Source organism: Halomonas sp. NO4, from assembly GCF_010994375.1.
GTDB lineage: Bacteria > Pseudomonadota > Gammaproteobacteria > Pseudomonadales > Halomonadaceae > Halomonas.
In genome coordinates, this window is record NZ_WHMA01000007.1 from 22,398 (window position 1) to 46,941 (window position 24,544).

28 protein-coding genes are annotated in these 24,544 nt (G+C 69.2%); 6 read left to right on the forward strand and 22 right to left on the reverse strand.

What is annotated here, in order from left to right; translation table 11 throughout:
- The first annotated feature begins 151 nt into the window (after nt 1–151).
- Complete coding sequence (gene folB / locus FEF15_RS07410; RefSeq protein ID WP_163558524.1) at nt 152–526, forward strand: dihydroneopterin aldolase; 375 nt, start codon at nt 152–154, stop codon at nt 524–526.
- Nucleotides 517–1,035, forward strand: a complete 519-nt coding sequence (gene folK / locus FEF15_RS07415; protein WP_163558525.1) for a 2-amino-4-hydroxy-6-hydroxymethyldihydropteridine diphosphokinase — start codon at nt 517–519, stop codon at nt 1,033–1,035. The genes folB and folK overlap by 10 nt, the downstream gene beginning before the upstream one ends.
- Nucleotides 1,036–1,069: 34 nt before the next feature.
- Here the strand turns inward: folK and FEF15_RS07420 are convergent, their stop codons facing one another.
- From FEF15_RS07420 to FEF15_RS07450, 7 genes are all read right to left on the reverse strand, one after another.
- Nucleotides 1,070–2,209, reverse strand: a complete 1,140-nt coding sequence (locus FEF15_RS07420) for a polynucleotide adenylyltransferase (RefSeq protein ID WP_163558526.1) — start codon at nt 2,207–2,209, stop codon at nt 1,070–1,072.
- A gap of 7 nt (nt 2,210–2,216) precedes the next feature.
- Entirely contained in the window at nt 2,217–3,026 is an 810-nt protein-coding gene (locus FEF15_RS07425; protein WP_163558527.1) for a symmetrical bis(5'-nucleosyl)-tetraphosphatase, read from the reverse strand.
- Between the two features lie 60 nt (nt 3,027–3,086).
- Nucleotides 3,087–3,464 carry a Co2+/Mg2+ efflux protein ApaG gene (gene apaG, locus FEF15_RS07430; protein WP_163558630.1) on the reverse strand — a complete coding sequence of 126 codons (378 nt, stop codon included), beginning with the start codon at nt 3,462–3,464 and terminating at the stop codon, nt 3,087–3,089.
- Between the two features lie 17 nt (nt 3,465–3,481).
- Nucleotides 3,482–4,300: a 16S rRNA (adenine(1518)-N(6)/adenine(1519)-N(6))-dimethyltransferase RsmA gene (gene rsmA, locus FEF15_RS07435; protein ID WP_163558528.1), complete on the reverse strand. Its 819-nt coding sequence runs from the start codon at nt 4,298–4,300 to the stop codon at nt 3,482–3,484.
- Between the two features lie 149 nt (nt 4,301–4,449).
- Complete coding sequence (gene pdxA, locus FEF15_RS07440; RefSeq protein WP_163558529.1) at nt 4,450–5,511, reverse strand: 4-hydroxythreonine-4-phosphate dehydrogenase PdxA; 1,062 nt, start codon at nt 5,509–5,511, stop codon at nt 4,450–4,452.
- Nucleotides 5,511–6,191 (reverse strand): SurA N-terminal domain-containing protein, encoded by a 681-nt coding sequence (locus FEF15_RS07445; RefSeq protein ID WP_163558530.1) that lies wholly within the window; start codon nt 6,189–6,191, stop codon nt 5,511–5,513. The genes pdxA and FEF15_RS07445 overlap by 1 nt, the downstream gene beginning before the upstream one ends.
- Nucleotides 6,192–6,220: 29 nt before the next feature.
- Nucleotides 6,221–8,713 (reverse strand): LPS-assembly protein LptD, encoded by a 2,493-nt coding sequence (locus FEF15_RS07450; protein WP_163558531.1) that lies wholly within the window; start codon nt 8,711–8,713, stop codon nt 6,221–6,223.
- 133 nt (nt 8,714–8,846) lie between these two features.
- On the opposite strand from FEF15_RS07450, the gene FEF15_RS07455 reads away from it, so the two are divergent.
- The 3 genes from FEF15_RS07455 (at nt 8,847) to FEF15_RS07465 (ending at nt 11,036) form a co-directional block, all read left to right on the forward strand.
- Entirely contained in the window at nt 8,847–9,887 is a 1,041-nt protein-coding gene (locus FEF15_RS07455) for a phosphotransferase (RefSeq protein WP_240454106.1), read from the forward strand.
- On the forward strand, nt 9,884–10,552 hold the full coding sequence (gene murU / locus FEF15_RS07460) for an N-acetylmuramate alpha-1-phosphate uridylyltransferase MurU (RefSeq protein ID WP_163558532.1): 669 nt from the start codon (nt 9,884–9,886) through the stop codon (nt 10,550–10,552). The genes FEF15_RS07455 and murU overlap by 4 nt, the downstream gene beginning before the upstream one ends.
- 64 nt (nt 10,553–10,616) lie before the next feature.
- Nucleotides 10,617–11,036 (forward strand): OsmC family protein, encoded by a 420-nt coding sequence (locus FEF15_RS07465; protein ID WP_163558533.1) that lies wholly within the window; start codon nt 10,617–10,619, stop codon nt 11,034–11,036.
- A gap of 74 nt (nt 11,037–11,110) precedes the next feature.
- Here the strand turns inward: FEF15_RS07465 and coq7 are convergent, their stop codons facing one another.
- From coq7 to phaR, 6 genes are all read right to left on the reverse strand, one after another.
- Nucleotides 11,111–11,755 (reverse strand): 2-polyprenyl-3-methyl-6-methoxy-1,4-benzoquinone monooxygenase, encoded by a 645-nt coding sequence (gene coq7 / locus FEF15_RS07470; RefSeq protein WP_163558534.1) that lies wholly within the window; start codon nt 11,753–11,755, stop codon nt 11,111–11,113.
- Nucleotides 11,756–11,826: 71 nt separating this feature from the next.
- Nucleotides 11,827–12,168: a histidine triad nucleotide-binding protein gene (locus FEF15_RS07475; RefSeq protein ID WP_163558535.1), complete on the reverse strand. Its 342-nt coding sequence runs from the start codon at nt 12,166–12,168 to the stop codon at nt 11,827–11,829.
- Between the two features lie 35 nt (nt 12,169–12,203).
- The gene (locus FEF15_RS07480) at nt 12,204–13,076 is read right to left on the reverse strand and encodes a phosphoribulokinase (RefSeq protein WP_163558536.1); all 873 of its coding nucleotides are present in this window, start codon (nt 13,074–13,076) and stop codon (nt 12,204–12,206) included.
- Nucleotides 13,076–13,516, reverse strand: coding sequence for a thioesterase family protein (locus FEF15_RS07485; protein WP_163558537.1), 441 nt, complete (start codon nt 13,514–13,516; stop codon nt 13,076–13,078). The genes FEF15_RS07480 and FEF15_RS07485 overlap by 1 nt, the downstream gene beginning before the upstream one ends.
- 49 nt (nt 13,517–13,565) lie before the next feature.
- Nucleotides 13,566–14,858: a phosphoribosylamine--glycine ligase gene (gene purD, locus FEF15_RS07490; protein ID WP_163558538.1), complete on the reverse strand. Its 1,293-nt coding sequence runs from the start codon at nt 14,856–14,858 to the stop codon at nt 13,566–13,568.
- 89 nt (nt 14,859–14,947) lie between these two features.
- The gene (gene phaR / locus FEF15_RS07495) at nt 14,948–15,436 is read right to left on the reverse strand and encodes a polyhydroxyalkanoate synthesis repressor PhaR (protein WP_163558539.1); all 489 of its coding nucleotides are present in this window, start codon (nt 15,434–15,436) and stop codon (nt 14,948–14,950) included.
- A 95-nt stretch (nt 15,437–15,531) separates the two neighbouring features.
- On the opposite strand from phaR, the gene FEF15_RS07500 reads away from it, so the two are divergent.
- Nucleotides 15,532–16,245, forward strand: coding sequence for a 16S rRNA (uracil(1498)-N(3))-methyltransferase (locus FEF15_RS07500; RefSeq protein WP_163558540.1), 714 nt, complete (start codon nt 15,532–15,534; stop codon nt 16,243–16,245).
- 17 nt (nt 16,246–16,262) lie between these two features.
- Here FEF15_RS07500 and FEF15_RS07505 read toward each other — a convergent pair whose 3' ends face one another.
- The 9 genes from FEF15_RS07505 to FEF15_RS07545 form a co-directional block, all read right to left on the reverse strand.
- Nucleotides 16,263–16,835 carry an ATP-dependent zinc protease gene (locus FEF15_RS07505; RefSeq protein WP_163558541.1) on the reverse strand — a complete coding sequence of 191 codons (573 nt, stop codon included), beginning with the start codon at nt 16,833–16,835 and terminating at the stop codon, nt 16,263–16,265.
- Between the two features lie 19 nt (nt 16,836–16,854).
- Nucleotides 16,855–18,129, reverse strand: a complete 1,275-nt coding sequence (locus tag FEF15_RS07510) for a lytic murein transglycosylase (RefSeq protein ID WP_163558542.1) — start codon at nt 18,127–18,129, stop codon at nt 16,855–16,857.
- 197 nt (nt 18,130–18,326) lie between these two features.
- A complete protein-coding gene (mnhG, locus tag FEF15_RS07515) occupies nt 18,327–18,737 on the reverse strand; it encodes a monovalent cation/H(+) antiporter subunit G (protein ID WP_163558543.1) in 411 nt (136 codons plus the stop codon).
- Nucleotides 18,730–18,999 (reverse strand): monovalent cation/H+ antiporter complex subunit F, encoded by a 270-nt coding sequence (locus FEF15_RS07520; protein ID WP_163558544.1) that lies wholly within the window; start codon nt 18,997–18,999, stop codon nt 18,730–18,732. The genes mnhG and FEF15_RS07520 overlap by 8 nt, the downstream gene beginning before the upstream one ends.
- 15 nt (nt 19,000–19,014) lie before the next feature.
- Nucleotides 19,015–19,488 carry a Na+/H+ antiporter subunit E gene (locus FEF15_RS07525; protein ID WP_163558545.1) on the reverse strand — a complete coding sequence of 158 codons (474 nt, stop codon included), beginning with the start codon at nt 19,486–19,488 and terminating at the stop codon, nt 19,015–19,017.
- The gene (locus tag FEF15_RS07530) at nt 19,485–21,002 is read right to left on the reverse strand and encodes a Na+/H+ antiporter subunit D (protein ID WP_163558546.1); all 1,518 of its coding nucleotides are present in this window, start codon (nt 21,000–21,002) and stop codon (nt 19,485–19,487) included. The genes FEF15_RS07525 and FEF15_RS07530 overlap by 4 nt, the downstream gene beginning before the upstream one ends.
- Nucleotides 20,999–21,346: a Na+/H+ antiporter subunit C gene (locus FEF15_RS07535; protein WP_163558547.1), complete on the reverse strand. Its 348-nt coding sequence runs from the start codon at nt 21,344–21,346 to the stop codon at nt 20,999–21,001. The genes FEF15_RS07530 and FEF15_RS07535 overlap by 4 nt, the downstream gene beginning before the upstream one ends.
- Before the next feature lie 15 nt (nt 21,347–21,361).
- Nucleotides 21,362–21,793 carry a Na+/H+ antiporter subunit B gene (locus FEF15_RS07540; RefSeq protein WP_163558548.1) on the reverse strand — a complete coding sequence of 144 codons (432 nt, stop codon included), beginning with the start codon at nt 21,791–21,793 and terminating at the stop codon, nt 21,362–21,364.
- Nucleotides 21,794–21,795: 2 nt separating this feature from the next.
- Nucleotides 21,796–24,129, reverse strand: coding sequence for a putative monovalent cation/H+ antiporter subunit A (locus tag FEF15_RS07545; protein ID WP_163558632.1), 2,334 nt, complete (start codon nt 24,127–24,129; stop codon nt 21,796–21,798).
- Nucleotides 24,130–24,544 lie beyond the last annotated feature (415 nt).

The following is a 24,544-nucleotide window of genomic DNA, read 5'->3' on the forward strand; positions in this document are numbered from 1 at the left end:
ACTCGACCCCTGTCACCCGAATCTGCTCCTCTCGTGTCCTGGTCGCATTCTGCCAGCCCTCGCCGGCGACGGACAGCCGCACGGCTGTCATCCCCCTCAGGGGTCACGTACAATCGGCGGCCAACCCTTGCCCAGCTGCGGAACGCCCAGAATGGATCGTGTACTGATCGAGTCGCTCGGCGTCGACACCGTGATCGGCGTGTACGACTGGGAGCGTCGCATCACCCAGCGCCTGGTGCTCGACCTGGAGCTCGCCACCGACATCCGCGCCGCGGCGGCGAACGACGACCTGAGCCAGACGCTGGACTACGCCGCCATCAGCGAGCGTATCGCCCGCTTCGCCGCCGACAATGCCTTTGCCCTGGTGGAGACCTTCGCCGAGCGCCTGGCCGAGGTGCTGCGCCACGACTTCGCCATCGCCTGGCTGCGCCTCACCGTGCGCAAGCCCGGTGCCGTGCCGGCGGCTTCCGCCGTGGGGGTGCGCATCGAGCGCGGCACTGCCGCGGGGCCTTCTCCATGCGCCTGATCAGCGTCAGCCTCGGCAGCAACATCGACCGCGAACACCACCTGCGCGGCTGCCTGGATGCCCTGGCGGAGACCTTCGGCGCCCTGCGCGTGTCGCGGGTCTTCGAAAGCGAGCCAGTGGGCTTCGAGGACGGCCGCAACTTCTACAACCTGGTGGTGCTCTTCGAGAGCGACTGGATGGTCGGCGAGTTGCAGGCGTGGTGCAAACGGCTCGAGGTCGCGCACGGGCGCCGCCCCGACAGCCTCAAATTCAGCCCCCGCACCCTGGATATCGACCTGCTCACGGTGGACGATCTCGTCGGGATGCATGACGGCGTGGGACTGCCGCGCGACGAAATCCTCCATCATGCCTTCGTTCTCCAGCCGCTGGCCGAGCTGCTGCCGGCTGGAAAACACCCCGGTCTCGGACTGACCTATGCCGAGCTGTGGGCGGACTTCGAGGCCGGCGACCAGCGCCTGTGGCCGGTGTCGTTCACCTGGGCCGGACGGCAGCTCTCCCCCACGGCATAGGCCGCTGAGCCAGCGCCCAGGCGAGCCGACCCGCTCAGGCGCTGCCCAGCGCCGCGGCGATCCGTGCCCGGCGCTCCCGGGCCAGCGCCTCGCCCAGGGCACGCCCCCGGAAGCCTTCCGCCATCAGCGCCTGAGGCGCGACCCGTGCCGCGTCCTCCCAGGCCTCGGCCAGGGGGCCGGCGAGCGCCGGACGCTCCCGCGCCACCAGCGCCACCAGCGGTGCCACCCGCTCGGGGCGCCGCCAGGCATCGATGCCGTCGAGCCACGCCTGCACGGCGGCGGCATCCGGCATCTCACCCCGCCACAGCCGCCGCGTCAGCGCCACCTGGCGCGCCAGGTCGCGGTAGGCACGCGGCAGCTTCAGCCGCTCGGCGATGGCCTCACGAGCGCCTTCGTCGAGATGCTCCAGCAGGCGCGCCCAGCGCCAGCGCGGGCGCTCGGCCTCGTCAACCGCATCGGGCAGGCGCTCGAGGCGCGCCAGCGCCGCCTCCAGGTCGGCCTCGTCAGCGGCGAGCTCCGGCAACAGCGCCGAGAGCGCCCCGCAATCGTGCAACGCGCGAAAATAGACCGCCGGCGTCGGCTCGGCGAGCGCCTTCTCGGTCTCCGTCCACACCCGCTCGGCCACCAGGTGGGCGAGCTCGCCACTCGCAGCCAGGCGGCGCATCAGCGCCCGGGTCTCCTCGGCAATGGCAAAGCCGAGATGCGCATAGCGGGCCAGGAAGCGCGCCGTGCGCAGCACGCGCAGCGGGTCCTCGACAAAGGCCGGCGAGACATGGCGCAGGGTGCGCGCCTCGAGGTCGGCCAGTCCACCGTAGGGATCGACCAGCTCACCCCCCCGGGTCTCGGCCATGGCGTTGATGGTCAGGTCGCGTCGCGCCAGGTCCTCCTCCAGGGTGACCGCGGGGCTCGCGTGAACCGTGAAGCCGGTATAGCCGTGCCCGGACTTACGCTCGGTACGCGCCAGGGCGTACTCCTCGTGGGTCTCGGGATGCAGGAAGACCGGGAAGTCACGACCCACCGGCTTGAAGCCGCGCCGCTCCATGGCTTCGGGCGTGGCCCCCACCACCACCCAATCGGTGTCGGTCACCGGCCAACCGAGACGAGCATCGCGCACGGCGCCGCCCACCCGGTAGACATCGAGCCCCTCGATGGCAGGGTCACGCGGGTTATTCATCGCTTCCTCAATGCCGGTGGCTGGGCACACTGACCCGCTCGCCGCTGTCCAGATTCAGGGCCGTGAGCGTGCCCCCCCACACGCAGCCCGTCTCCAGCGCCTCGACGCGCACCGCCGCCCCCGGGGTCTTGCCCTGCAGCGCCGCCCAGTGGCCGAAGAGCAGCCGAGGGTCGTCCTCACGGGGAAAGCAGAACCAGGGGGCGAAGCCGGACGGCGCGCTGTCGAGCCCCTGCTTGGCGGTAAAATCGAGACACCCCTCGGCATCGATGAAGCGCATGCGTGTGAGGACATTGACGATGACCCGCAGGCGATCGTTGCCGTCCAGGTCGTCGCGCCAGCAGGGCGGCGCATTGCCGTACATCCGCTCGAGAAAAGCGCCGACCTGTTCGCTGCCAAGCCGCGCCTCGACCTCCCGCGCCAGCCCCGCGGCCTGGGGCAGCGACCACTGCGGCAGGAGCCCGGCATGGGTCATGACGTCGTCACCCTGGCGCACCAGCAGCGGCTGAGCCTGCAGCCAATCGAGCAGCGCCTCGCGATCCGGGGCCTCGAGGATCGCCGTCAGGGTGTCCTTGCGATTGAGCGGCGCCCCGCCGCGAGCCACCGCCAGCAGATGCAGGTCGTGATTGCCGAGCACGGTGACGGCGGACGACCCCAGGGCACGCACTTCGCGCAGGCACTCGAGCGAGGCGGGCCCCCGGTTGACCAGATCGCCCACCAGCCACAGCCGGTCGCGGCCGGGGTCGAAGGTGAGCCGTTCGAGCAGCTCGACGAATTCAGCGTGACAGCCTTGCAGGTCGCCGATGGCGTAGGTGGTCATGACCACTCCCTGTCTTGATGCGTGGTCTCGCCGTGGCCGCGGCGGCCACGGCACGAATGCTCAATGGACCTGATTGGGGCCGGCCAGGCGGAACGGGGGGATGGGCACCTCGAAGGGGTGCTGGCTGACCGTGTCCACGCAGGTGTACTCCCCCTCCATGACGCCCACCGGGGCGTCGAGGATGGCGCGGCTAGTGTAGCGGAACGTCTGGCCCGGGCCGATCAGCGGCTGCTGGCCGACGACCCCCTTGCCGCGCACCTCCTGCACCTGGCCGCTGCCCTGAGTGATCTTCCAGTGGCGCGCCAGCAGCTGGAGGCTGCGCGTGGAGTGGTTGTGGATCGTCACGGTATAGCTGAACACGAAGCGCGCCTCGTCGCGGGAGGACTCCTCCTCACGGTAGGCCGGCTCCACGTCGATGCGCACGGCGTCTGGCGCCACGCTCTCGGGGGCCTGGGTCACGGCGTCGCCTCCTCTTGGGATGTCGCCAGGTGATTGGCAATGCGCACGAACTCCTCCACCGTCAGGGTCTGGGGTCGCCGCGCGGAATCGATGCCCAGCGCCTCGAGCGCCGCGGCCCCGATACGCCCCTTGAGGTTGTTGCGCAGCGTCTTGCGGCGCTGGCCGAAGGCCTGGCGCACCAACTCGAAGAGCAACGCCTCGTCACGGGCCGGAAACGGCAGCGTGGCATAGGGGGTGAGGCGCACGATGGCCGAGTCGACCTTGGGTCGCGGCACGAAGGCCTCCGGCGGCACCCTGAAAAGGGAGTCGACGGCGCAGCGGTACTGGGCCATCACCGAGAGCCGGCCCCAGTCGGCACCGCCGGGTTCGGCGGCGAGGCGCTCCACCACCTCCTTCTGCAGCATGAAGTGCATGTCGGCGATGGCGTCACCCGCCTCGAGCAGATGGGCGATCAGGGGCGTGGAGATATTGTAGGGCAGGTTGCCCACCACGCGCAGCGGTGCGCCCTCGCCGCGCAGGGTGCGGAAATCGAAGGTGAGCGCATCGGCCTCATGGACGACGAGCGCCGGGTAGTCGAAGAACTGCACGCGCAGCCCCGGCACCAGATCGCGATCCAGCTCGATCACCTCGAGGCGGCCATCGGCCGCCTCGAGCAACGGCTCGGTCAGGGCACCCTGGCCGGGGCCGATCTCGATCAGGCGCTCGCCGGGGCGGGGCGCGATGGCGCGCACGATGCGCGCGATGACGCCGGGGTCGCGCAGGAAGTTCTGGCCGAAGCGCTTGCGCGCACGATGTACCGGCGGGCGGGATGCCATGTAGGAGTCCTTGTCTGGTTCGTTACCCGGGTTGACCGCGGGCCAGGATCGCCGAGGACGCGCTGTGAATCCTTCCCTGGACGCTACATTTGCCGTCCATGGCAAATGACATCCTCGGCGATCTGCCCCCGGTGCCGCTAAGTGTCACGCTACGATAGTCGTCGGGACGCTGCCCAGCGACTTGCCATCTCGGCGGCCAGGGTCACAGCGACACGCAGGCTGCCCGGGTCGGCCACTCCGCGGCCGGCCAGGTCCAAGGCAGTACCGTGATCCACCGAGGTGCGCGGGAACGGCAGGCCCAGGGTGACGTTGGCGGCACGCCCGAAGCCGGCGTACTTGAGCACCGGCAACCCCTGGTCGTGGTACATGGCCAGCACGGCGTCGACCCCGGCCAGGTGGCGCGGAGTGAACAGGGTATCCGCCGGCAGCGGCCCGTCAAGGGCGAACCCCTCGGCGCGCAGGGCGTCGAGCACGGGGAGGATCACGTCGCGCTCCTCCGTCCCCAGGTGGCCGCCCTCGCCGGCGTGGGGGTTGAGGCCGCACACGGCGATCCGCGGCGTCGCCACGCCGTACCAGCGCATCAGGTCGGCGTGCAGGATGCGCAGCAGGCGTTCCAGGCGCGGCGTGGTGACGGCATCGGCCACCTCGCACAGCGGCAGGTGGGTGGTGGCAAGCGCCACGCGCAGCGCACCATCGCCCGGCCAGCTCGCCTCGCGGGCGTGCAGCGCAGCGTCGGTGGCGAGCATCATCACCACCTCGTCGCTGCCGCAGGCGTCGCGCAGGTAGTCGGTGTGGCCGCGAAAGCCGGTATGCCCCGCCTCGATGATCACTCCCTTGTGCAGCGGCGCGGTCACCATGGCGTCGGCGCGCCCCTCGCGGCAGGCCTGGATCGCCACGTCGAGGGTCTCGAGCACGTAGGCGGCATTCGCCTGGGCAAGCTCACCGGGCCGGCTCAAGGTGCGCAACGCCACCGGCCACACCGACAGGCAGCCGGGACGGGGAGCGGGCACCGGCTCACCCGGGGCCAGCACGTCCAGCTCGAGCGCCACCCCGAGGGCCGCCGCCCGCTCGGCGAGCAGCGCCGGATCGCCCACCGCCACCACGCGTGCCGGCCACTCGCCCGCCGCGGCGAGATGGACGACGAGCTCCGGCCCGATGCCCGCCGGCTCGCCGGTGGTCAGCGCCAGCACGGCGGCGTCGCCAGAGATCATCAACGCGCCGCGGAGAGCCGCTTGTCGATGAAGGCATCGGCGCGAATCTCCTGAATCCACGCCTCCAGCGCCTCGTTGGCCTTGCGCTGGAAGAGCGCCTGCCCCGCCTGCTCGCGGCTGACGCCGCCGCCCTGCTGCTCGAGGAAGCGTTCCACCTCGCGCTCGCTGAGGTTGACCCGGCTAGCCACCCGGCGCTGCTGCAGCTCGCGCAGCAGCAGCTGGCGGCGTACCTCGTCACGCACTTGCGCCAGGCTGAGGCCATCGGCTTCCAGGGCGTCGGCGAACTCCTCGAGGGTCATGCCGTTGTTTTCGGCAATCCCCCGCACCTGGCGGTTGAGCTCGGTATCGTCCACGGCGAGCCCCGCCTCCTCGGCCAGCTGCAACTGGATCTCCTCGACGATCAAGCGGTCGAGCATCTGCTCGCGCAGGGAGGCGTCGGGCGGCACGTCGACCTGGTTGTCGACGAGCTGGCTGCGCGCCTGCTCGACCCGCTCCTCCAACTCGCTGGCCATGATCGCCCGGTCGTTGACCACGGCCACGATGCGATCCAGCGACTGGCGCGCCACCGGCTTGAAGTCGTCGGACCCGCCCTGCTGGGCGTGAAGCGCCAGCGGCGCCATGCCGATACCCAGGGCCAGCGCCAGGGCGACCCCCAGCCTCGTGGTTCGCTCAGTGCGCATGTCGGTGTTTCCTCTCATGTCATCTCTTGTCAGAAATCGTCTTGGCCCACCTGGAAGGCGGTGGAACGATAGCCGGGAACGGCCTGCTCGAAGTAGCTTCCGGCATCGCCGCCGACGCCCCCCAGCCCCTTGAACACGAAGCGCAGGAAAACCCCGCGGTCGGTCGTATCGTCCTCCAGCCGGGCGGTGTCGCCGTCTTCGATCCACTCGCGCCACACCAGTTGCAGACCATAGCAGCAGTCGTTCCACTGCACACCCGCCATCTGGTCGAGCATCCGGTCGTTGCTGTTGTCGTAGAGCGCCCGGCCGATCAGCTCGACCCGGGGGGAGAGCTTCCACGCCGCCGAGAGGTCGAACTCCTCGCGGTTGTATTCACGGAAGGCGTCGTCGCCACGCTCCACCGAGGGGTCGAAGCCTTGGAGTTCCCAGCGGTAGCCAAGGTTCACCACATGGCCCGCCTCGGCTCGGTATTGCACATCCAGGGAGGTGCGTTCGGTGCGCTCCAGATGGTCATCGTAGAGCCACTGCCAGCGCGTGTGCCAGGCGTCGGTGACTTGCCAGTCGAGCCGGGTGACAAGCTGCGAGCGCTCGCGGGTGGCACGGTAGTAGCGCTGGAAGTTGCCGCCCTCCTCCGGCGAGGGGGGCAGGAGGTCGGGGTCCCCGGCGCGCCGATCATTGCCGAGGTCGATGTGGCGGTCGTCGAGGTAGAGGGCCTGCCCCAGCCCTAGTGCCAGGCGCTCACGACCGCCGTCGTCCTCGAGCAGGCGGCTGTCGAGGCCCACGGAGAGGCGATGCAGATCACCCACCCGGTCGGCCCCGGTGAAGCGATGGGGCGACCACAGCTGCCCCCAGGAGAAGGCGCGCTCGCTGGTGTCGAAGACGGGCAGCTCGGTCTGGTCGCGCCCCGGCACGTAGGCGTAGTTGAGGCGCGGTTCCAGGGTCTGGCGATAGGGGCTGCCACGGAAATCGAACGTCCGCTCGAAAACCAGGCCGCCGTCGACCGAGCTCACCGGCACCTCGCGGGTCGGCGCGGTGTCGCGGTCGACATCGCGTTCGCCGTAGTCCAGGTCGTAAGCGGTGGCGAGCCACTCCAGGCGCGGCTCCAGGTGGCCCCAGCTGGCATCGAAGCGCCAGCCGACGGCCGGCGACAGGTGCATCCGCGCCCCGGTGGCAGATTCCCGGTCGTAGCGCTCGCCGCCGGGCAGGCCAGCCTCGTCGACGTCGCGCCAGAAGTAGGTCGCATTGGAGCGCCACTGCTGGTAGAAGCCGCTCGGCTGCGACCAGCGCGCGTTGGCGGTGAGACTCGGCAGGCGATAGAAGGGCTTGTCGCGGTCGAGCAGCGGGGCGTCGAGGCGCTGGAAGCCCTGGGCCCGCGCCTCCAGGTGCCAGCGCTGGCCACGGTGGTCGAGGCGTGCCAGACGCGGCATCGCCGTGGGGTCGTCGCCGAAGAGGCTGCCGAAGTCGTCGAAGTAGCGCCCGTCGCTGGCCGCGCCGTAGCGCAGGTCGTAGCGGGTACGGGCATCGAAGCGCCCGCTGTGCCGATAGTCGAGGTACCAGCGATCCTCGCCCTCGAAGCGCCGCGAGGGGGCATTGGGCTCGCCGCTGCCGCCGCCGTCGTCGGCCAGGTAGGCCCCCTCGATCTGGCCGCGATCGGTGGGGAAGAGGTAGCGATACTCGCCGCCCAGCAGCAGGCCGCGGTCGCTGATCCAGCGCGGCGTGAGGGTGGCGTCATGGTTGGGGGCGATGTTCCAGTAGAAGGGCTGGGCGTAGTCGACGCCATCCCCTGACACGGTGAGCGCCGGCCACAGAAAGCCGGTATGGCGGCGGTCGTCGATGGGAAAACGCACCCAGGGCCAGTAGAAGACCGGCACCCGCCCCATTTCCAGCCGCGCGTGGCGCGCCGTGCCGAAGCCGCTCTCGCGGTCGAGCACCAGGTCGCCGCTGACCAGCCGCCACAGGCTGTCGCCCGGATCGCAGGTGGTGAAACTCGCCGAGGTCAGCCGGTAGCGGCCATCCTCCAGGCGCGCCAGACGCAGGGCGTCGCCGCGCAGGTGCTGGTCGTGGAGCACGTAATGGGCCGAGTCGATGCTGGCGGCATCGCTCTCCAGCGATACCTCGGCAGCGTCGCCGCGCACCAGCAGCCCCGGGCGGCGCAGCGCCAGCGGCCCCTCGGCGAGGACCCGATCTCGCGCGGGGGGCACGCGAACCCGAGGGGCCTCCAACTGGCTGTCGCCGCGACGCAGCAGCACCTCGCCGCGCAGGATCGTCTCGCCCTCCTCGCCATACTCGGCGCGGTCCGATTCGCTCTGCACCCGCCGCGGGTCGTCCGCGGCCGGCAGGCGGTAGTCGGGCATGACGTAGCGCCCGCGACACAGGGCGTCGGCCGGGCGGTCGTCGCCCCAGGGACGGAAGTCGAGGCGCTCCGCCGGCAGCGGCTCGGGTGGCGCCGCGGCGAGTGGCGCGCTGACCAGCCCCGTGGTGAGCAGCCCGGCCAGGGCCATCCCTGAATGTCGCTTGCCCATGGTCTTCGGTGTCCTTGGCGAAGAGAATCGGTATTATACAGGCCGCACCGCCCGTCGCATGCGCCGCATCCGCGGCTCAGCATGCGGTGGCTTCCCACGGGCGTCAACCGGCCCCCCGACGCAAGGAGCCAGCATGCCCCACCCGGCCGACCCCGCCACCCGCCGCGACCAGTTGCACCGCTGGGCGGCGTCTCGTCACGGCGTCAGCCCCGATGCCACCGCCCTGCGCCTGGCCGCGGGGGACGCCAGCTTCCGCCGCTACTACCGGCTGACCCTGCCCGACGGCGCCACGCGCATGCTCATGGATGCCCCGCCCGGGCGCGAGGACAGCCGCCCCTTCGTGGCCATCGCTCGGCGCTGGCGGGCCGCCGGCCTGCCGGTGCCGGCGCTGCACGGCGTCGACCTCGAGGCCGGCTTCCTGGAGCTCGACGACCTGGGCGACACCCCGCTGCAGGCCCACTTCCGGGGCAGCGAGCACCCCGAGACGCTGGCCTGGCACGAGGCGGCGCTGGCCCAGCTCGACGCCCTGCAGAACCGCGCCGGCCCCGACGACCTGCCCGCTTTCGATGCCACGCTGCTGGGTCGCGAGCTCGACCTCTTTCCCGACTGGTGCCTGGGTGAATGGCTGGGCCTGGCGGTACCGCCGGGCTGGGAGGCGCTGCGCCAGTCGCTCATCGACAGTGCCCTGGCCCAGCCGGTGGTCACCGTGCACCGCGACTTCGACGCCATGAACCTGATGGTCGTGGACGAGCGCCTCTACCTGATCGACTTCCAGGACGCCGTGGCCGGCCCGCTCAGCTACGACCTGATCTCGCTGCTGCGCGGGCGCTACTGCCGCTTCACGCCCGAGCGCTTTGCCGCCTGGGTCGAGGCCTTTCGCCAGCGCGCCGTGGCCGACGGCCGGCTGCCCAGCACCCAGGCGCCGGCGCGCTTTCTCGAACGGGTGCAGGCCATGGCCGCCCAGCGTTCGCTCAAGGTGCTGGGCATCTTCTGTCGGCTGACGCTGCGCGACGCCCGCGACGGCTACCTCGTGCGGCTGCCCCACTTCCTGGCCCACCTCGAGGATAGCCTGGCAGGCCTCGAGGGACACGACGCGTTCCGCGGCTGGCTCGCCGACACCTTCCGCCCGGCGCTGGCGGCGCGGCTGGCTGAAACGGGCAAGGCCACGCCATGAAGGCGATGATCCTCGCCGCCGGGCTCGGCACGCGCATGCGCCCGCTCACCGACCGCTGCCCCAAGCCGCTGCTGCCGGTGGCGGACAAGCCGCTGATCGTCCACCACCTGGAACGCCTGGCGCGTGCCGGCATTCGCGAGGTAGTGATCAACGTCAGCTACCGCGCCGAGCAGATTATCACCGCCCTGGGCGACGGTCGCGACTTCGGCGTCACCATCGCCTGGAGCCGCGAGACAACCCCGCTGGAGACCGGAGGGGGCATCCGCCAGGCGCTGCCACTGCTCGGCGAGGCGCCCTTCCTGCTGGTCAACGGCGATATCTGGTGCGATCTCGACCCGGCGACGCTGCCCGCTCTGGGCGATGACCTGGCCCACCTGGTGCTGGTCGACAACCCCGACCACCATCCCGACGGCGACTTCCACCTGGACGCCGCCGGCCGCGTTCACGCCACGGGCGAGCCACGCCTCACCTTCGCCGGGCTGAGCCTGCTCGACCCGGCGCTGGTGGCCGACCAGGCGCCCGGCGCCTTTCCCCTGGCGCCTCGGCTCAAGGCGGCTATGGCCGCGGGGCGCGTGGGCGGCACCCGCCACCGCGGTGCCTGGGTCGACGTCGGCACCCCGGCGCGGCTGGCCGCCCTGGACACCCGCCTGCGGGCGCAGGGCTGAGGCGCTGCCCCGCAGCTGCTATGCTGCCCGCCTGCGTTTTCACCACGACTCGAGGAACCCCGCCATGAAAGCCACTGTGAAATGGACAGATGGGCGCCAGTTCGTCGCCGAATCGGGAAGCGGCCACAGCGTGGTCATCGACGGCCCGCCCGACCACGGCGGGCGCAACACCGGACCGCGCCCCATGGAGATGCTGCTGATGGGGCTCGGGGCCTGCACTTCCTTCGACGTCATGGAGATCCTCGAGAAGTCCCGCGCTCCGGTCAGTGACTGCGTGGCCCACATCGAGGCCGAGCGCGCCGACGCCGTGCCCAGTGTCTTCACCAAGATCCACGTCCACTTCACCGTCTCCGGCCACGGCCTCAAGGAGAAGCAGGTCAAGCGCGCCGTGGAGCTCTCCGCCGACAAGTACTGCAGCGCCTCGATCATGCTCGCCCAGGCCGGCGTGGCAATCAGCCACTCCTACAGCATCGTCGACGACTGACGGAGCAGGCTGCCGGAAACCCCAAGGCCCGCGACGCCACCGCCGCGGGCCTTGTCGCCTGGCAGTGCCCGGATTCACACGTAATAGACGCTCTTGGTCATCACCTTGGACATCAGCGTCATGCTGAACCTGACGGGCGCCGGGAAGCGCACACCGCCGGCCTCGCGGGCGAGCTGGGCGTGGTGGGCCTCGTCGACGGCAATCTGCCGCAGCACCGCCCGCGAGCGATGGTCGCCGGCGGGAAGCGCAACCAGATGCGCCTCCAGGTGGCGGCCGACCTGCTCCTCGGTGGCGGCGACGAAGCCCAGGCTCACCCGGTCGCTCACCGCCCCGGCCGCAGCGCCAAGGCCGAACGACGCCGCATAGAAGAGCGGGTTGAGACGGCTGGCGTGGCCGCCAAGCTCCTGCAGGCGCGCGTCGCACCACGCCAGGTGGTCGATCTCCTCCCGGGCGGCCTCGGCCATCTGGCCGCGCACCTCGGGCAGCGTGGCGGTGCACCCCTGCCCCTGGTAGAGCGCCTGGGCGCACACCTCCCCGGTGTGGTTGATGCGCATCAGCCCCTCGGCGTGGCGCCGCTCCTCCGGCGTGAGGGGCTCGTCGCGTACGTCGGCGGTGGCCGGCGAGGGGCGCGCGGCCCTAGCGGCGTGGGGCACCAGGGTGCGCAGCACGCTATCGAACTGGTGGATCAGCTGGTCGGTGCGGGAGAGCGTGCGGTTCATGGGGACCTCTTGGGGAATGCACCCGATGCGTCGAGCGCTTGGGAAACGCGCGGCTAACCGCAGCGAGCCGACTACCCCGCCGGCCAGGTAAAGCGTCGACCGCCCATCAGGTGCATGTGTACATGATAGACCGTCTGGCCGCCCTGCTCATTGCAGTTCATCACCACCCGGTACCCCTCCTCGGCGAAGCCGCGCTCGCGGGCCAGCTCGGCGGCGACCTGGGGCAGCCGGCCGATCAGCGCCCGGTCGTCGTCGGCGATGTCGTTGAGGGTGGCGATATGGCGCTTGGGAATGATCAGCACATGGGTCGGCGCCTGGGGGTTGATGTCGTTGAAGGCCAGCACCTCGTCGTCCTCGAAGACGATGTCGGCGGGAATCTCGCGGTCGAGGATCTTGCAGAACAGGCAATCCATGGTCTCGGTCTCCTCTGCGTCGGTCGGGCGCCGCCTCAGCGGAAGCGGCGCTGGGCGAGCAAGTGGCGCACCAGCGGTGCGATGATCAACTCGATGGCCAGCGGCATGCGCGAGCCCGGCACCACCAGGGTGTGCGGGCGGCTCATGAAGGCATCCTGGATCATCGCCAGCAGCCACGGGAAGTCCACCGTGGCAGGGTCGCGGAAGCGGATCACCACGAAGGACTCGGCATCGGTGGGAATGTCCTGCACCTCGAAGGGGTTGGAGGTGTCCACGGTGGGCACGCGCTGGAAGTTGATGTGGGTGCGCGAGAACTGCGGCTGGATGTAGCGCACGTAGTCGTCCATGCGCCCCAGGATGGTGTCGATCACCGCCTCCTGGGAGTAGCCGCGCAGCTTGGTATCGCGGTCGATCTTCTGGATCCACTCCAGGTTCATGGTCGGCGCCACGCCGATCAGCAGGTCGACATGGCGGGCGATGTCGTGCTCGGTGGTGACCAGCCCGCCATGCAGCCCCTCGTAGAAGAGCAGGTCGGTGCCGCAGGGCAGCGGCTGCCACTCGGTGAAGGTGCCGACCTGGTAGCCGGCTTCGATCATCTGCTTGTCTTCGGCGTGGATGTAGTGGCGATAGGTGCCGGTGCCGTGCTCACCGTACTCCTGGAAGAGCATCTCGAGGCGATCGAGCAGGTTGGCCTGCACGGCGAAGTGGGAGAGCTCGTCCTTGCGTTCGGGCTCCTCGCGGAAGATGCGTGCCAGCTCGTCGCGGGTATAGCGGTGGAAGGCGTCGCCGTCGACGTAGGCAGCATGCACGTCCTCGCGGGCGAACATGCGCTCGAAGGTGCGCTTCACCGTGGTGGTGCCGGCTCCCGAGGAGCCGGTCACGGCGATGACCGGATACTCGCGGGACATCAGGCGACTCCCGCCCGCACGAGGGCGTCGCGCACGCTGGCCGGCACCGCCGCGGGCCGCCCGTTGGTCGGATCGATCAGCACCAGGTTGAGGCGCGCCGTGGCCACCACCCGATCATCGGCCTCGCGGCGCAGGCGCTGATAGACGGTGAGCGCCCTGCCCTCGGGCGGGCGCACGGCGGTCTCCGCGACAAGGGCATCGGGCCAGCGCGCCTCGACCTGGTACTGCACGGCGAGGTCGGCGACCACGCTGGCGCAGCCACCCAGGTCCCACTCGACGAGATCCAGCGAGGCCAGCGCCGCCACCCGCGCCTCGTGGAGCAGCGACACCAGGGCGTCGTGCCCCAGGTGGCGACCGTAGTTCATGTCGGTGATGCGCACCGTCAAGGCGTGACGGTGGATGATGGCCGCCTCGGGAAACACCAGCTTGATACGCTCCATGCTGCCCTCCTCTTCTTGTGATTCGCGGATTGCGGCACGGCGACCGGACTCAGCCGGCCGAGCGCTCCCGGTCGATGGCGCGGAAGGCGATGTCGCGGCGGTACTGGACGTCGGGCCAGTCGATCGCCGCCACCCCGCGGTAGGCCAGGTCGCGCGCGGCGCCGACGCCCTCGCCTAGGGCGGTGACGCACAGCACGCGCCCGCCGGCGGTGACGATGCGGCCGTCCCGCTCCACGGTGCCGGCATGGAACACCTGACAGCCGGTGGCCGCGGCGGCCTCGAGGCCCTCGATGGCGTCGCCCTTGCGGTAGCTGCCCGGATAGCCGCCGGCGGCCATCACCACGCCCACCGCGGCACGCGGGTCCCAGTCGCAGGTGTGGCCAGCCAGTTCCCCGCGCGCCGCGGCCAGGCAGAGCCCCGCCAGGTCGGATTCCAGGCGTACCAGGATCGGCTGGGTCTCGGGGTCGCCGAAGCGGCAGTTGTACTCGATCACCCTGGGGTTGCCCTCGGCGTCGATCATCAGCCCGGCGTAGAGGAAGCCGGTATAGGGGTAGCCCTCTGCCGACATGCCCTGCACCGTGGGCTGGATGATGCGCTCCATGACTCGCTCATGCACGGTATCGGTCACTACCGGCGCCGGCGAGTAGGCGCCCATGCCGCCGGTGTTGGGGCCGGCGTCGCCGTCGTAGGCGCGCTTGTGGTCCTGGCTGGTGGCCAGCGGCAGCACCGTATCGCCGTCGACCATGACGATGAAGCTCGCCTCCTCGCCGGCGAGGAACTCCTCGATCACCACCCGCGCCCCGGCATCGCCGAAGGCGTTGGCCTCGAGCATGTCGCGCACTGCCGCCTCGGCATCGGCCAGGGTCTCGGCGACGATCACCCCCTTGCCGGCGGCCAGGCCGTCGGCCTTGATGACGATGGGAGCGCCCCGCTCGGCGAGGTACTCCAGCGCCGGTGCCACGGCGGTGAAAGTGCGGTACTCGGCGGTGGGAATGGCATGGCGCGCCAGGAAGTCCTTGGTGAAGGACTTGGAGCCCTCGAGCTGCGCAGCCCCGGCGGTGGGGCCGAAGATGGTCAGCCCGGCGGCGCGGAAGCGATCGACCACGCCGGCCACCAGGGGCGCCTCGGGGCCGACCACGGTCAGGGCGACATCCCGCTCGCGGGCGAAGGCTACCAGACCGTCGAGATCGGTGGCCTCGATGGCGACGTTCTCCACCCCCGCCTCGTGCGCCGTGCCGGCATTGCCGGGCGCCACGTAGACGCGGTCGACACGCGGCGACTGCGCGACCTTCCAGGCCAAAGCATGTTCGCGGCCTCCGCCGCCGATGATCAGAACCTTCATCCGCTCAACCTTGTTTTACCAACTGAAAGCAGGGGCAACTCGAAACGCCGCGGCATTATGTCAGAAAGCGCCAGCCATCGCCGCCCCGCTCACGACCTCTTGTTACCGCCCTTGTCGTCGTCCTTGCCGCCATCCTTGTCCTTGTCGTTCCCGGCCTGGCCGATGGTCTGCTGCCAGAAGCGCATGTTCTCCTCGGCCAGCTCGCGCATCAGCTCCATGGGCGTGTGGCGCATGGCCTGCTGCCACTGGTCCTGCATGCGCTGCTGCTGCTCGAGCATCAGCTGGGTGCCCTGCTCCAGGTAGCGCGCCAGCGGCAGCGGCTGGGCCATGTCGTAGACGCGAATGAACTGGGCCAGCAGGTCGTTGGAGAAGACCTCCGCCTCGCCATCGGCCTCCTGCTCCTGCTCGATGATGATCGACAGCAGGATGGTGCGGGTCAGATCCTCGCCGCTCTTGGCGTCCTCGACGCGAAAGGGGATTTCGTCGAGAATCAGGCGGCGCAGATCCTCGAGGGTCACGTATCGGCTCTGCTCCGTGTCGTAGAGCCGGCGGTTGGCGTACTTGCGAATCACGCGCACGGCGTTTCTCCTTGTCATGGCAGACGCTTGGTCGTCCTGCCGCTATTGTGCACCGCCACACCGCCCATGCAAATCCAAGCCTTCCACGAGCGCCCATGAATCTGATCCTGCTTGCCCCGGACGACCTGGTCAGCCCCCGGCTCGCGCAGGTCCGCGACCCGCGCCGCCTGCGCCACCTGCGCGAGGTGCACCGGGCCCGCCCGGGCGATCGCCTGACCCTGGGCATCGAAGGCGGCGGCCTCGGTCGCGGCGAGCTGATCGCCCTCGAGGCGCACGAGGCGCGCTTCGTGCTGGACGACCTGGACCAGCCGCCGCCCCCGCCGCTGCCGGTGCACCTGGTACTCGCCCTGCCGCGCCCGCGCATGCTCGCGCGGACCCTGGAGCACGTCACCGCGCTGGGCGTGAAGGAGCTCACCCTGCTCAACACCCGGCGCGTGGAGAAGAGCTACTGGCAGTCGCCGGAGCTCACCAGTGAGAAGATCCACGCGCACCTGGTGCTGGGCCTGGAGCAGACGCGCGACACCGTGATGCCGCAGGTCACCCTGGCCAAGGGCTTTCGCCCCTTCGTCGAGGACGCCTTGCCGACGCTGCTCGCCGGCCGACGCGGCCTGCTCGCCCACCCGGGCATGCCGGCCGACTGCCCGCGCGGGCTGACCGAACCGACCCTGCTGCTGGTGGGCCCGGAGGGCGGTTTCATTCCCTGGGAGGTGGAGCAGCTGCTCGCGGCCGGCTGCCAGGGCATCCACCTGGGGCCACGCATCTTGCGCGTGGAGACAGCGGTGACGGCCCTGCTGGCGCGCCTTTTCTAGCTCTCTACAACCCCGTTCTAGCTCTCCGCATCTCCGCGGTCGGGGGGGATTTCCGCCTCGGGGTCATGCTCCACCAGGGCCGTATCCTCGCCGCAGTCGGGCTCGGTCAGGAAGGTCTCGGTCACGTCGAGCAGGCCTAGGTGGCCGATGGTGCGACGCCCGAGCAGCAGCGGATAGTTCATGTCGCCGCGGTCGCGCAGGCTGAACTGCTCCTCGTAGACGGTGCCGCCCAGGCACACCTTGAGCAGCACCACCGGGCGGCGGTCGGAGCCACCGGCGCCGATCAGCTTCAGCCGGCGGTAGACCGGCCGTTCCAGCGTCTCGGAGAAGGTCTCGCCGCTCGCTTCGTCCTCGAGTTCCAGCCGGAAGCGCACCCAGCGCTCGCCGTCCTTGTCGAAGCGCTCGATATCGCGGGCATCCAGCGAAGAGGTCAAGGCACCGCTGTCGAGCTTGGCCTTCACCTCGACACCCCAGGGTTCGAGTGTCGCCTTCTCCACCCAGCCGAAGACCTGGGCTTCGTCCTGGGCACTGGCCGTGCCGAGCGCCAGCAGCGCCGCGGACAGCCAGGCAGCTAGGCTGCCTCGTCTCATGCACGTCCTCCTCGTTGCGTCATTGGGTCAGTCGTTCCAGCAGGCGACGGGTGGCGAAGCCGTCGGGGGTCTCGCCGATGTCGCGCTGAAAGGCGCGCAGGCCGCGACGGGTATTGGGCCCGAGAATGCCGTCGGCCTGGCCCACCTCGTAGCCGCGCGCATTGAGCGCGCGCTGCATCTCGCGCACCTGGCCGCGGGCCAGCGGCTGTTCGTCGCGCGGCCAGCCGCCCACGATGCCCTCGCGCCCGGCAATCTCGTCGGCCAGGCTGCCCACCGCCAGGGCATAGCTGGTGGCGTTGTTGTAGCGCAGAATGGCGCGGAAGTTGGGCCCCACCAGAAAGGCCGGCCCGCGCGCCCCGGCCGGGGTGATCACGGAGGCTGCCGCGAAGGCCGGCAGCTCACCGCCGCCCACCGGACTCACGCCCTGCGCAGCCCACTCGCGGCTGGGGCGACGGGTGGCGAGCTCGGCCTGGGCGTAGTCGAAGCCCGGCGGCAGCCGGACCTCCACCCCCCAGGGCTCGCCGGCCTGCCAGCCGGCCTCGGCCAGGTAGTTGGCGGTGGAGGCGAGTACGTCGGGAATGCTGCCCCAGATATCGCGCCGCCCGTCGCCATCGCCATCCTCGGCGTAGGCCATGAAACTGGAGGGCAGGAACTGGGTATGCCCCATGGCTCCGGCCCAGGAACCGATCATGCGCTCCGGGGCGATATCGCCCGTCTCGATGATGCGTAGCGCTGCCAGCAGCTCGTCGCGGGCAAAATCGCGACGGCGCCCCTCAAAGGCCAGGGTGGCGAGCGCCTCCAGGGTCGAGAAGTCACCGAAGTTCCCCCCGTAGTTGCTCTCCACCCCCCAGATCGCCACCAGGATCTCGGCGGGCACGCCGTAGCGCCGTTCCATCTCGCGTGCCGTGGCACGATGCTCGGCCAGGCGCTCGCGTCCATTGGTGACGCGAGCGGCCGAAACGGCGCTGTCAAGGTACTCCCAAATGGGCCGGACGAACTCGGGCTGGGAGCGATCCAGCTCGATCACCCGCGGTCGATAGCGCAGCCCGTCCAGTGCACGAGCCAGGGTCGCCGGCGCAATGCCCTGATCACGTGCCTGGCGGCGGAAGCTTGCCAGCCAGACAGCGAAGTCGCCGGGGGGCGTCGGCGCCACAGCGCTGCCGGTGTCGTTCGCCGGCGCCGCAGCCGCCTCGGCGGTGGCCTCGTCGGCGGCAGCATTCGCCTGGCGGGCCGGTCCTCCCTGGCAGCCGGCGAGCAGGGCCAGCACCAGGCTGAGGCTGAGGGTGCGTTTCATGGTCGCTTTCGTGCTCCTTGGCAAGTCAAAGGGGCGATCATCGCGCAGATCGGCCACCGCGACCAGCCCACCGCTGGCCGAGACGACGAGCCAGTCCGTCCCCTCGCCACGCTGTCGGCCGGCAGCCATACGCTGGCCAGCCGCGGCGGGCAGCCCGCCTCGGGTCGTTGACAGTGCCATCCATAGTCGGAAACCGCCTAGTGGGTGTCGCCCTCGCCGGGCTTGGGCTTGCAGCGGGCGTTGGCCTCGGTGTCGAGCCCGCTCTTGAGCTCGTGGGTCAGGGGGTCGTAGTTGGGGCGCAGCTCGTCCTTCACGGTGCCACTCCACAGCTTGGAACCCACGAAGTAGCCGGCGCGACCGATCACATGGGCGGCCACCGGCGCCGTCATCATGATGAAGATGATCACGCCGAAGGCCCGCGCGACAAAGGCCACCTGAGTGAAATGCAGCGCCACGGCCAGCATGATGAGCGTCGCCCCCAGCGTGGCGGCCTTGGTGGTGGCATGCATCCGGGTCAAGAGGTCGGGGAGCCGCAGCAAGCCCAGCGATGCCAGGAACATGAAGATGGCACCCGACAGGATCAACCCCTGCTTGAGGAACTCAATCATCCCGCGGCCCCCCGCGCTCCAGGAAGCGCGCGAACCCGATCGCCGCCATGAAGGCCATCAGCGCCATGACGATGGCCACGTCCAGCAGGCTCGGTACATCGGTGGCAATGGCCACCACGCCGATGATGCCAACGATCATCGACGAGAAGAGCTCCAGCGCGACGACGCGGTCGGGCAGGCTGGGGCCAATGAACAGGCGGGCAAACACCAGACACAGCGCCAGTGTCATCAACACGAGGCTCAACAGGATCACGGACGTCACACGGCTTCTCCTCGTTCAGTCGAACAGCGCCAGGGCCCGGCGCTCGAGTTCCGCCAGGCCACGCCGCAGCTCCTCCTCGTCATCCAGGAACATGGCATGGATATAGAGCACCTTGCGGTCGTCGGAGACATCCAGGCTGAGGGTCCCGGGCGTCAGGGAGATCAGGTTGGCGACGAAGGCGATCTGGAAATCGCTCTCCGCCCTCAGCGGCATGGCGATCACCCCCGGGCGCATGTACCAGGGCGGGGTCACCACGTCGAAGGCGACCTTGAGGTTGGCCAGCAGCAGCTCCTTGACAAAGAAGCCCACGAAGCCGACCAGCCGCGGCAGGCGCTGGGCGTACCCCTGCAGCGCCGGTACCTGAGGCTGCAGCAACGCCAGCACCAGGTAACCGAAGAACAGCCCGGCCAGCAGGTTGCTTCCGCTAAAGTCTCCAGTCAACACCACCCAGGCGAAGCCCAGCAGCAGGTTCCAGGCGGCACCGATCATGGCTGCACCTCCTGGCTCGTGCCGAGCACCGCCTCGATGTAGCGTTCGGGGGCCAGCAGCTGGGTGGCCGAGGCCTCGGCGAGGGCGTGAATGGGCTCGGCATTGAGGCCGATCAGCAGGGTGCATACCGCCAGCGCCACCACGGGGGCCGCCACCAGCCACACCTCCCGATGGCTGATCTCCGGATAGGGGTCGGTATCACCGTCTTCCGGAGCGCTCTTCCAGAACACCTCGGCCCAGATCTTGATCATCGAATAGAGCGTCAGAAGGCCCACCAGCAGGGCAATGAAGGTCACTCCGTACGCCTCCGCCTCGATGGCGGCACGGATCACGATGAACTTGGCGAAGAACCCCGACAGGGGCGGCACCCCCGCAAGTGACAGGGCGGGTATCAGGAACAGCACGGCGAGCCAGGGGTAGCGGCGATAGATGCCGCCCAGCTTCTTGAGGTCGTAGGTGCCGCGCAGGCGGTGCACGATGCCACTGATCAGGAACAGGTTCGTCTTCACGATGATGTGGTGCATGATGTAGAAGACGCCGCCGATGATCGCCAAGGGCGTGAACAGTGCCAATCCCAGGATCATGTAGCCGATCTGGCTGACGATGTGGAACGACAGGATGCGGCGGAACTCGTACTGCGCCGCGGCCCCCAGCACGCCGGACAGCATGGTCAAGCCCGCGCCCCACACCAGGATCTCGTGGGTATACCCCGGACTGTGGTGGAAAATCAGCGTGAAGACGCGATACAGCGCATAGACCCCGACCTTGGTGAGCAGGCCAGCGAACAGCGCCGACACCGCCACCGGCGGCGTGTGGTAGGACGCCGGCAGCCAGAAGAAGAGCGGGAAGGCGGCGGCCTTGATGCCAAAGGCGACCATGAACATCATGGCCAGCACGTCGACCATGCCGTCGCCTTCCATCGCGGCCAGGCGGCTGGCGATGTCCGCCATGTTGAGCGTGCCCACCTTGCCGTAGAGCAGCCCCACCGCGATTAGGAAGATCACCGAGGAGACCAGGTTGAGGGTCACGTACTTGATCGCGCCCTCCATCTGCGCCTTTTCGCTGCCCAGGATCAACAGCGCGAAGGAGGCCACCAGCATCACCTCGAACCACACATAGAGGTTGAAGATGTCGCCGGTGAGAAAGGCGCCGGCCACCCCGGCCAGCAGCAGGTGCATCAGCGGAAAGTAACCGAAGGCCTCGTGGCCGCGGCCAATGGTGGCCAGGGAGTAGATCGCCACGGCGAAGCCGATGATGCCGGTCAGCAGGACCATGATGGCGCCGAGCAGATCGGCCACCAGGCTGATGCCGAACGGCGCCGGCCAGCTGCCCATCTGGCTGACGAGGATGCCGTGCGCGTTGACCTCACCTAGCAGCCAGATGCTGGAGAGCAGCAGGGCGGCCGTGCCCCCCACGGCGATGAAACGCTGCATGCCGCGGAATCGCCAGAAGACCAGGGAAAGGGCTCCGGACAGCAGCGGGATCAGGATGGGGAGAGCGATCTGAGAACTCACGTATCGGTATCCTTCATCTTGTCCAGGTCGTCGGCCCTGACGACCTCCCAGGCACGGCGCAGCAGGACCACGGAAAACGACAGCACCCCGAAGGCGATCACGATCGCCGTCAGCACCAGGGCCTGGGGTAGCGGATCGGCCACGCTGCCGGCCGGTGCGGCCATGCCTTCAGGGACCAGCGGCGGCCTGCCGCGCTCCATCCCGGCGGTGGAGAAGATCAGCAGGTTGGCGGCATTGGAGAGCAGCATCAAGCCGATGACCAGCTTGACGATGGAGCGACGCAGCATCATGTAGATGGCACAGGCAAAGAGCACGCCGATCGACACAGCCATCAGGGGTTCCATCTTGCCTCCTTGGGGTCACGCATCGGGGTCCCGGTCGGTCGTCATCAAAGCAGTGATGGCGGTCAGCACCGAGCCGAGCACCACTAGATAGACACCGATATCGAAAATGAGAGGGGTCGACGCCTTGAAGCCGATGATCGGCACGGTCCACCACTGGGAGGTGAAAAAGGGTTCGCCTCCCCACCAGGCCGGCAGGGTCGAGCCCAGCGCAAAGAGTAGCCCCAGGCCGACGAGGTCCCGCGGGGAGACCTTGATCATGGCGCGCAGCGCACCCAGGCCAAAGGCGAAGAGGTAGAGGGCAAAGGCACCGGCGGCGACCAGCCCGGCGATGAAGCCACCGCCCGGTTCGTCGTGGCCGCGCAGCAGCAGGAAGAGCGAAAACAGCAGCTGCAGCGGCAGCAGGAAGCGTGCCGCGACATTGAGTATCAAGGTACCCGACCTAACCATCGTCACTCTCCATCGTCGCTTGACCGCGGTCGTGTCGGTAGCCGCCCCGTCCCCTCGGCGGCATGGAAGCGCAGCATCGCATAGACACCGATCGCCGCCAGTGCCAGAACGAAGATCTCGCCGAGGGTATCCAGGGCCCGGAAGTCGACGAGGATGACGTTGACGATGTTGTGGCCATGCCCCAGCGGCTGGCTGTTCTCGACCATGTAATCCGAGATGCGCGGCAAGCGCTCGCCTCCCAGCACCGCCAGCATCAGCAGCGTCACCATGACGCCGAACGCACTGGCCACGACCAGGTCGCGCAGGCGCTCCGAGGGTGCCGAAAGGTTGGCGAAGCGCGGCAGGCGGAACAGCACCAGCACCAGCAGGATCACCGTCAGCGTCTCGACGAGCAGCTGGGTGATCGCGAGGTCCGGGGCGCTGAACAGCACGAAGGTCAGCGCGATGGAGAAGCCCATCACCCCCACGGCCGCCACCGCCGCCAGGCGGGACTTCATCAGGCAGGCCGTCACGGCACCGGCGATCATCAAGCCGGCAACCACGGCCTCGTGCAGGTAGACGGAAATGGACACATCGAATTGCGGGGTATGCCGAAAGAAGAAGGCGTGTCCCACCAGGCCGACCAGGACCAGCAGCGTCACCGCCAGGTAGTTGCGCAGATAGCCGTTCTGGAGGGCGCGGGTCTGCCACTCCGCGATGCGCACCAGGGCGACCATGATGGCGTCGTAACCTGCTTCGGGGCCGCGGGCTATAACCGGGTCGAGATAGGCCAGGCGCGCGCGCAGGCGATCCCAGCGGCGGAAGATCAGCCAGCCCAGCACCAGGGCCGCCAACGACATCAGCAAGGGCAGATTGATGCCGTGCCACAGCGCCAGGTGGACATTCGCTTCAGGGGCTCCGATACCGACGACGATGGCCTGCACCAAGCCATCCAGCCCCCCCGGCATCAGGCCCAGCAGCAGCGAAAGGGCCGCCAGCACGGCCGGCCCCAACAGCATCGCGGCCGGCGGCTCATGCGCCACGTGCGGGGTCTGGCGCTGCTCCCCGAAGAAGGGCCGCAGCGCCACGATGGCCGCCACGGCGATGGTCAGGAAGGCGGCGGCAAAAGCCAGCAGCAGGAGCAGCAGCGTGAAATGCGAGGCATGCAGCACCGACTCGAACATCAGCTCCTTGCCGATGAAGCCCAGCAACGGCGGCAGACCTGCCAGGGAGAGCGCCGCCACCAGCGCCACCGCCGTGGTCACCGGCATCAAGGTGCGCAGCCCGCCCATGGCGGTCACGTCCTTGGTGCCGGTTTCGTGGTCGAGAATGCCCGCCACCATGAACAGTGCCCCCTTGTAGAGGGAGTGGGCCAGCAGGAAGACCACGAAGGCCACCAGCGCGCCCTGTGTGCCGATGCCCAGCAGCATGGTCAGGGTGCCCAGCGCCATCACCGTGGAGTAGGCGAGCAGCTTCTTCACATTGGTGTGGCGGACGGCGAGAAAGGCGCCGGTGAACATGGTCATAGCCCCGACCAGCGACAGGATGGTGACCCATGCCTCGGTGCCGCCCAGGCTCGGCTGCAGTCGCGCCATCAGGTAGATGCCCGCCTTGACCATGGTGGCCGAGTGCAGATAGGCCGACACTGGGGTGGGCGCCGCCATGGCGTTGGGCAGCCAGAAGTGGAAGGGGAACTGGGCCGACTTGGTGAAGGCACCGAGCAGCAGGCAGATCAGCATGGGCGTATAGAGGGGATGCTCGCGCAACGCCTCGCCACGGGTGGTGAGTTCGACCAGCGACCAGCTCCCCCCCGCGCTGCCCAGCATCACCAGGCCGGCGAGCAGCGCCAGGCCGCCGGCCACGGTCACGAACAGCCCCTGGAGCGCGGCCTTGCGGGCGGACAGGTCGGTGTGATTGAAGCCGATCAGCAAGTAGGAGGTGATGCTGGTCAGTTCCCAGAATACGAACAGAGTGACCAGGTTATCGGCCAGCACCAGCCCCAGCATGGACACCATGAAGGCGATGAGGATCACCAGAAAGCGCGGCAGATCGCGATGCCCATGCAGGTACCCCCCGGCGTAGAGCAGCACGAAGGCACCGATACCGGCAATCAGCAGCGCAAACAGCAGACTCAGGCCGTCGATCAGGAAGGTGAGGGTGATGTCCATGCCGGGGACCCAGGCCATTTCCAGCAGCACTGGTTCGCCCCCCACCACGCTGGGCCACTGGGCCAGCAGCCACACCACGATGGCCGCGGGATACAGGGCCAGGAACACCGTGGTACGCGACCCCAGCCAGCGGTACAACAGTGGTGCAAAGGCGGCGAGCACGAAACCCGACAGCACGGCTAGTTGCATCATCATGCCCTCTTCCCGTCAGCCTTCCAGGCGCTCTTCGAGCCTAGTGCAGGGTCCTGCCATTGCGCCAACGCCGCCGCTGGCAGACGGGCGCCCCCTCCTCGGTAGCGTTTTTTGACGCCGGTCATTTTCCCTCGAAGACTTATCCCAATGGATGAGTCCGCACGCGGTCCCGCGGGTGTATCTGCCCGGACAAAGCCGATAAACTCTGCGCCGCAGCTGGCCACCGTAAGCGTCGAACCCCGGGCGAAACGGCCTGGTAGTATAGCGATTCGCCCCCGAGAGTTCATCCGGCGCTCCCAACGCGTCAGCGGTGCGATCCTTCTATCGCCGCCGACCCAATGAGCCTCCGCGTGGTATCCGGCACATTGAACGCCACGACCCGAAGTCGCGACCGCTCGACGAACGGTGAGTG

Bases quoted from the DNA above. Each gene is read 5' to 3' on its own strand.
- folB (WP_163558524.1), top strand. From the start codon at position 152: ATGGATCGTGTACTGATCGAGTCGCTCGGCGTCGACACCGTGATCGGC.
- folK (WP_163558525.1), top strand. From the start codon at position 517: ATGCGCCTGATCAGCGTCAGCCTCGGCAGCAACATCGACCGCGAACAC.
- FEF15_RS07420 (WP_163558526.1), bottom strand. From the start codon at position 2,209: ATGAATAACCCGCGTGACCCTGCCATCGAGGGGCTCGATGTCTACCGG.
- FEF15_RS07425 (WP_163558527.1), bottom strand. From the start codon at position 3,026: ATGACCACCTACGCCATCGGCGACCTGCAAGGCTGTCACGCTGAATTC.
- rsmA (WP_163558528.1), bottom strand. From the start codon at position 4,300: ATGGCATCCCGCCCGCCGGTACATCGTGCGCGCAAGCGCTTCGGCCAG.
- pdxA (WP_163558529.1), bottom strand. From the start codon at position 5,511: ATGATCTCTGGCGACGCCGCCGTGCTGGCGCTGACCACCGGCGAGCCG.
- FEF15_RS07445 (WP_163558530.1), bottom strand. From the start codon at position 6,191: ATGCGCACTGAGCGAACCACGAGGCTGGGGGTCGCCCTGGCGCTGGCC.
- FEF15_RS07450 (WP_163558531.1), bottom strand. From the start codon at position 8,713: ATGGGCAAGCGACATTCAGGGATGGCCCTGGCCGGGCTGCTCACCACG.
- FEF15_RS07455 (WP_240454106.1), top strand. From the start codon at position 8,847: ATGCCCCACCCGGCCGACCCCGCCACCCGCCGCGACCAGTTGCACCGC.
- murU (WP_163558532.1), top strand. From the start codon at position 9,884: ATGAAGGCGATGATCCTCGCCGCCGGGCTCGGCACGCGCATGCGCCCG.
- FEF15_RS07465 (WP_163558533.1), top strand. From the start codon at position 10,617: ATGAAAGCCACTGTGAAATGGACAGATGGGCGCCAGTTCGTCGCCGAA.
- coq7 (WP_163558534.1), bottom strand. From the start codon at position 11,755: ATGAACCGCACGCTCTCCCGCACCGACCAGCTGATCCACCAGTTCGAT.
- FEF15_RS07475 (WP_163558535.1), bottom strand. From the start codon at position 12,168: ATGGATTGCCTGTTCTGCAAGATCCTCGACCGCGAGATTCCCGCCGAC.
- FEF15_RS07480 (WP_163558536.1), bottom strand. From the start codon at position 13,076: ATGTCCCGCGAGTATCCGGTCATCGCCGTGACCGGCTCCTCGGGAGCC.
- FEF15_RS07485 (WP_163558537.1), bottom strand. From the start codon at position 13,516: ATGGAGCGTATCAAGCTGGTGTTTCCCGAGGCGGCCATCATCCACCGT.
- purD (WP_163558538.1), bottom strand. From the start codon at position 14,858: ATGAAGGTTCTGATCATCGGCGGCGGAGGCCGCGAACATGCTTTGGCC.
- FEF15_RS07500 (WP_163558540.1), top strand. From the start codon at position 15,532: ATGAATCTGATCCTGCTTGCCCCGGACGACCTGGTCAGCCCCCGGCTC.
- FEF15_RS07505 (WP_163558541.1), bottom strand. From the start codon at position 16,835: ATGAGACGAGGCAGCCTAGCTGCCTGGCTGTCCGCGGCGCTGCTGGCG.
- FEF15_RS07510 (WP_163558542.1), bottom strand. From the start codon at position 18,129: ATGAAACGCACCCTCAGCCTCAGCCTGGTGCTGGCCCTGCTCGCCGGC.
- mnhG (WP_163558543.1), bottom strand. From the start codon at position 18,737: ATGATTGAGTTCCTCAAGCAGGGGTTGATCCTGTCGGGTGCCATCTTC.
- FEF15_RS07525 (WP_163558545.1), bottom strand. From the start codon at position 19,488: ATGATCGGTGCCGCCTGGAACCTGCTGCTGGGCTTCGCCTGGGTGGTG.
- FEF15_RS07535 (WP_163558547.1), bottom strand. From the start codon at position 21,346: ATGGAACCCCTGATGGCTGTGTCGATCGGCGTGCTCTTTGCCTGTGCC.
- FEF15_RS07540 (WP_163558548.1), bottom strand. From the start codon at position 21,793: ATGGTTAGGTCGGGTACCTTGATACTCAATGTCGCGGCACGCTTCCTG.
- FEF15_RS07545 (WP_163558632.1), bottom strand. From the start codon at position 24,129: ATGCAACTAGCCGTGCTGTCGGGTTTCGTGCTCGCCGCCTTTGCACCA.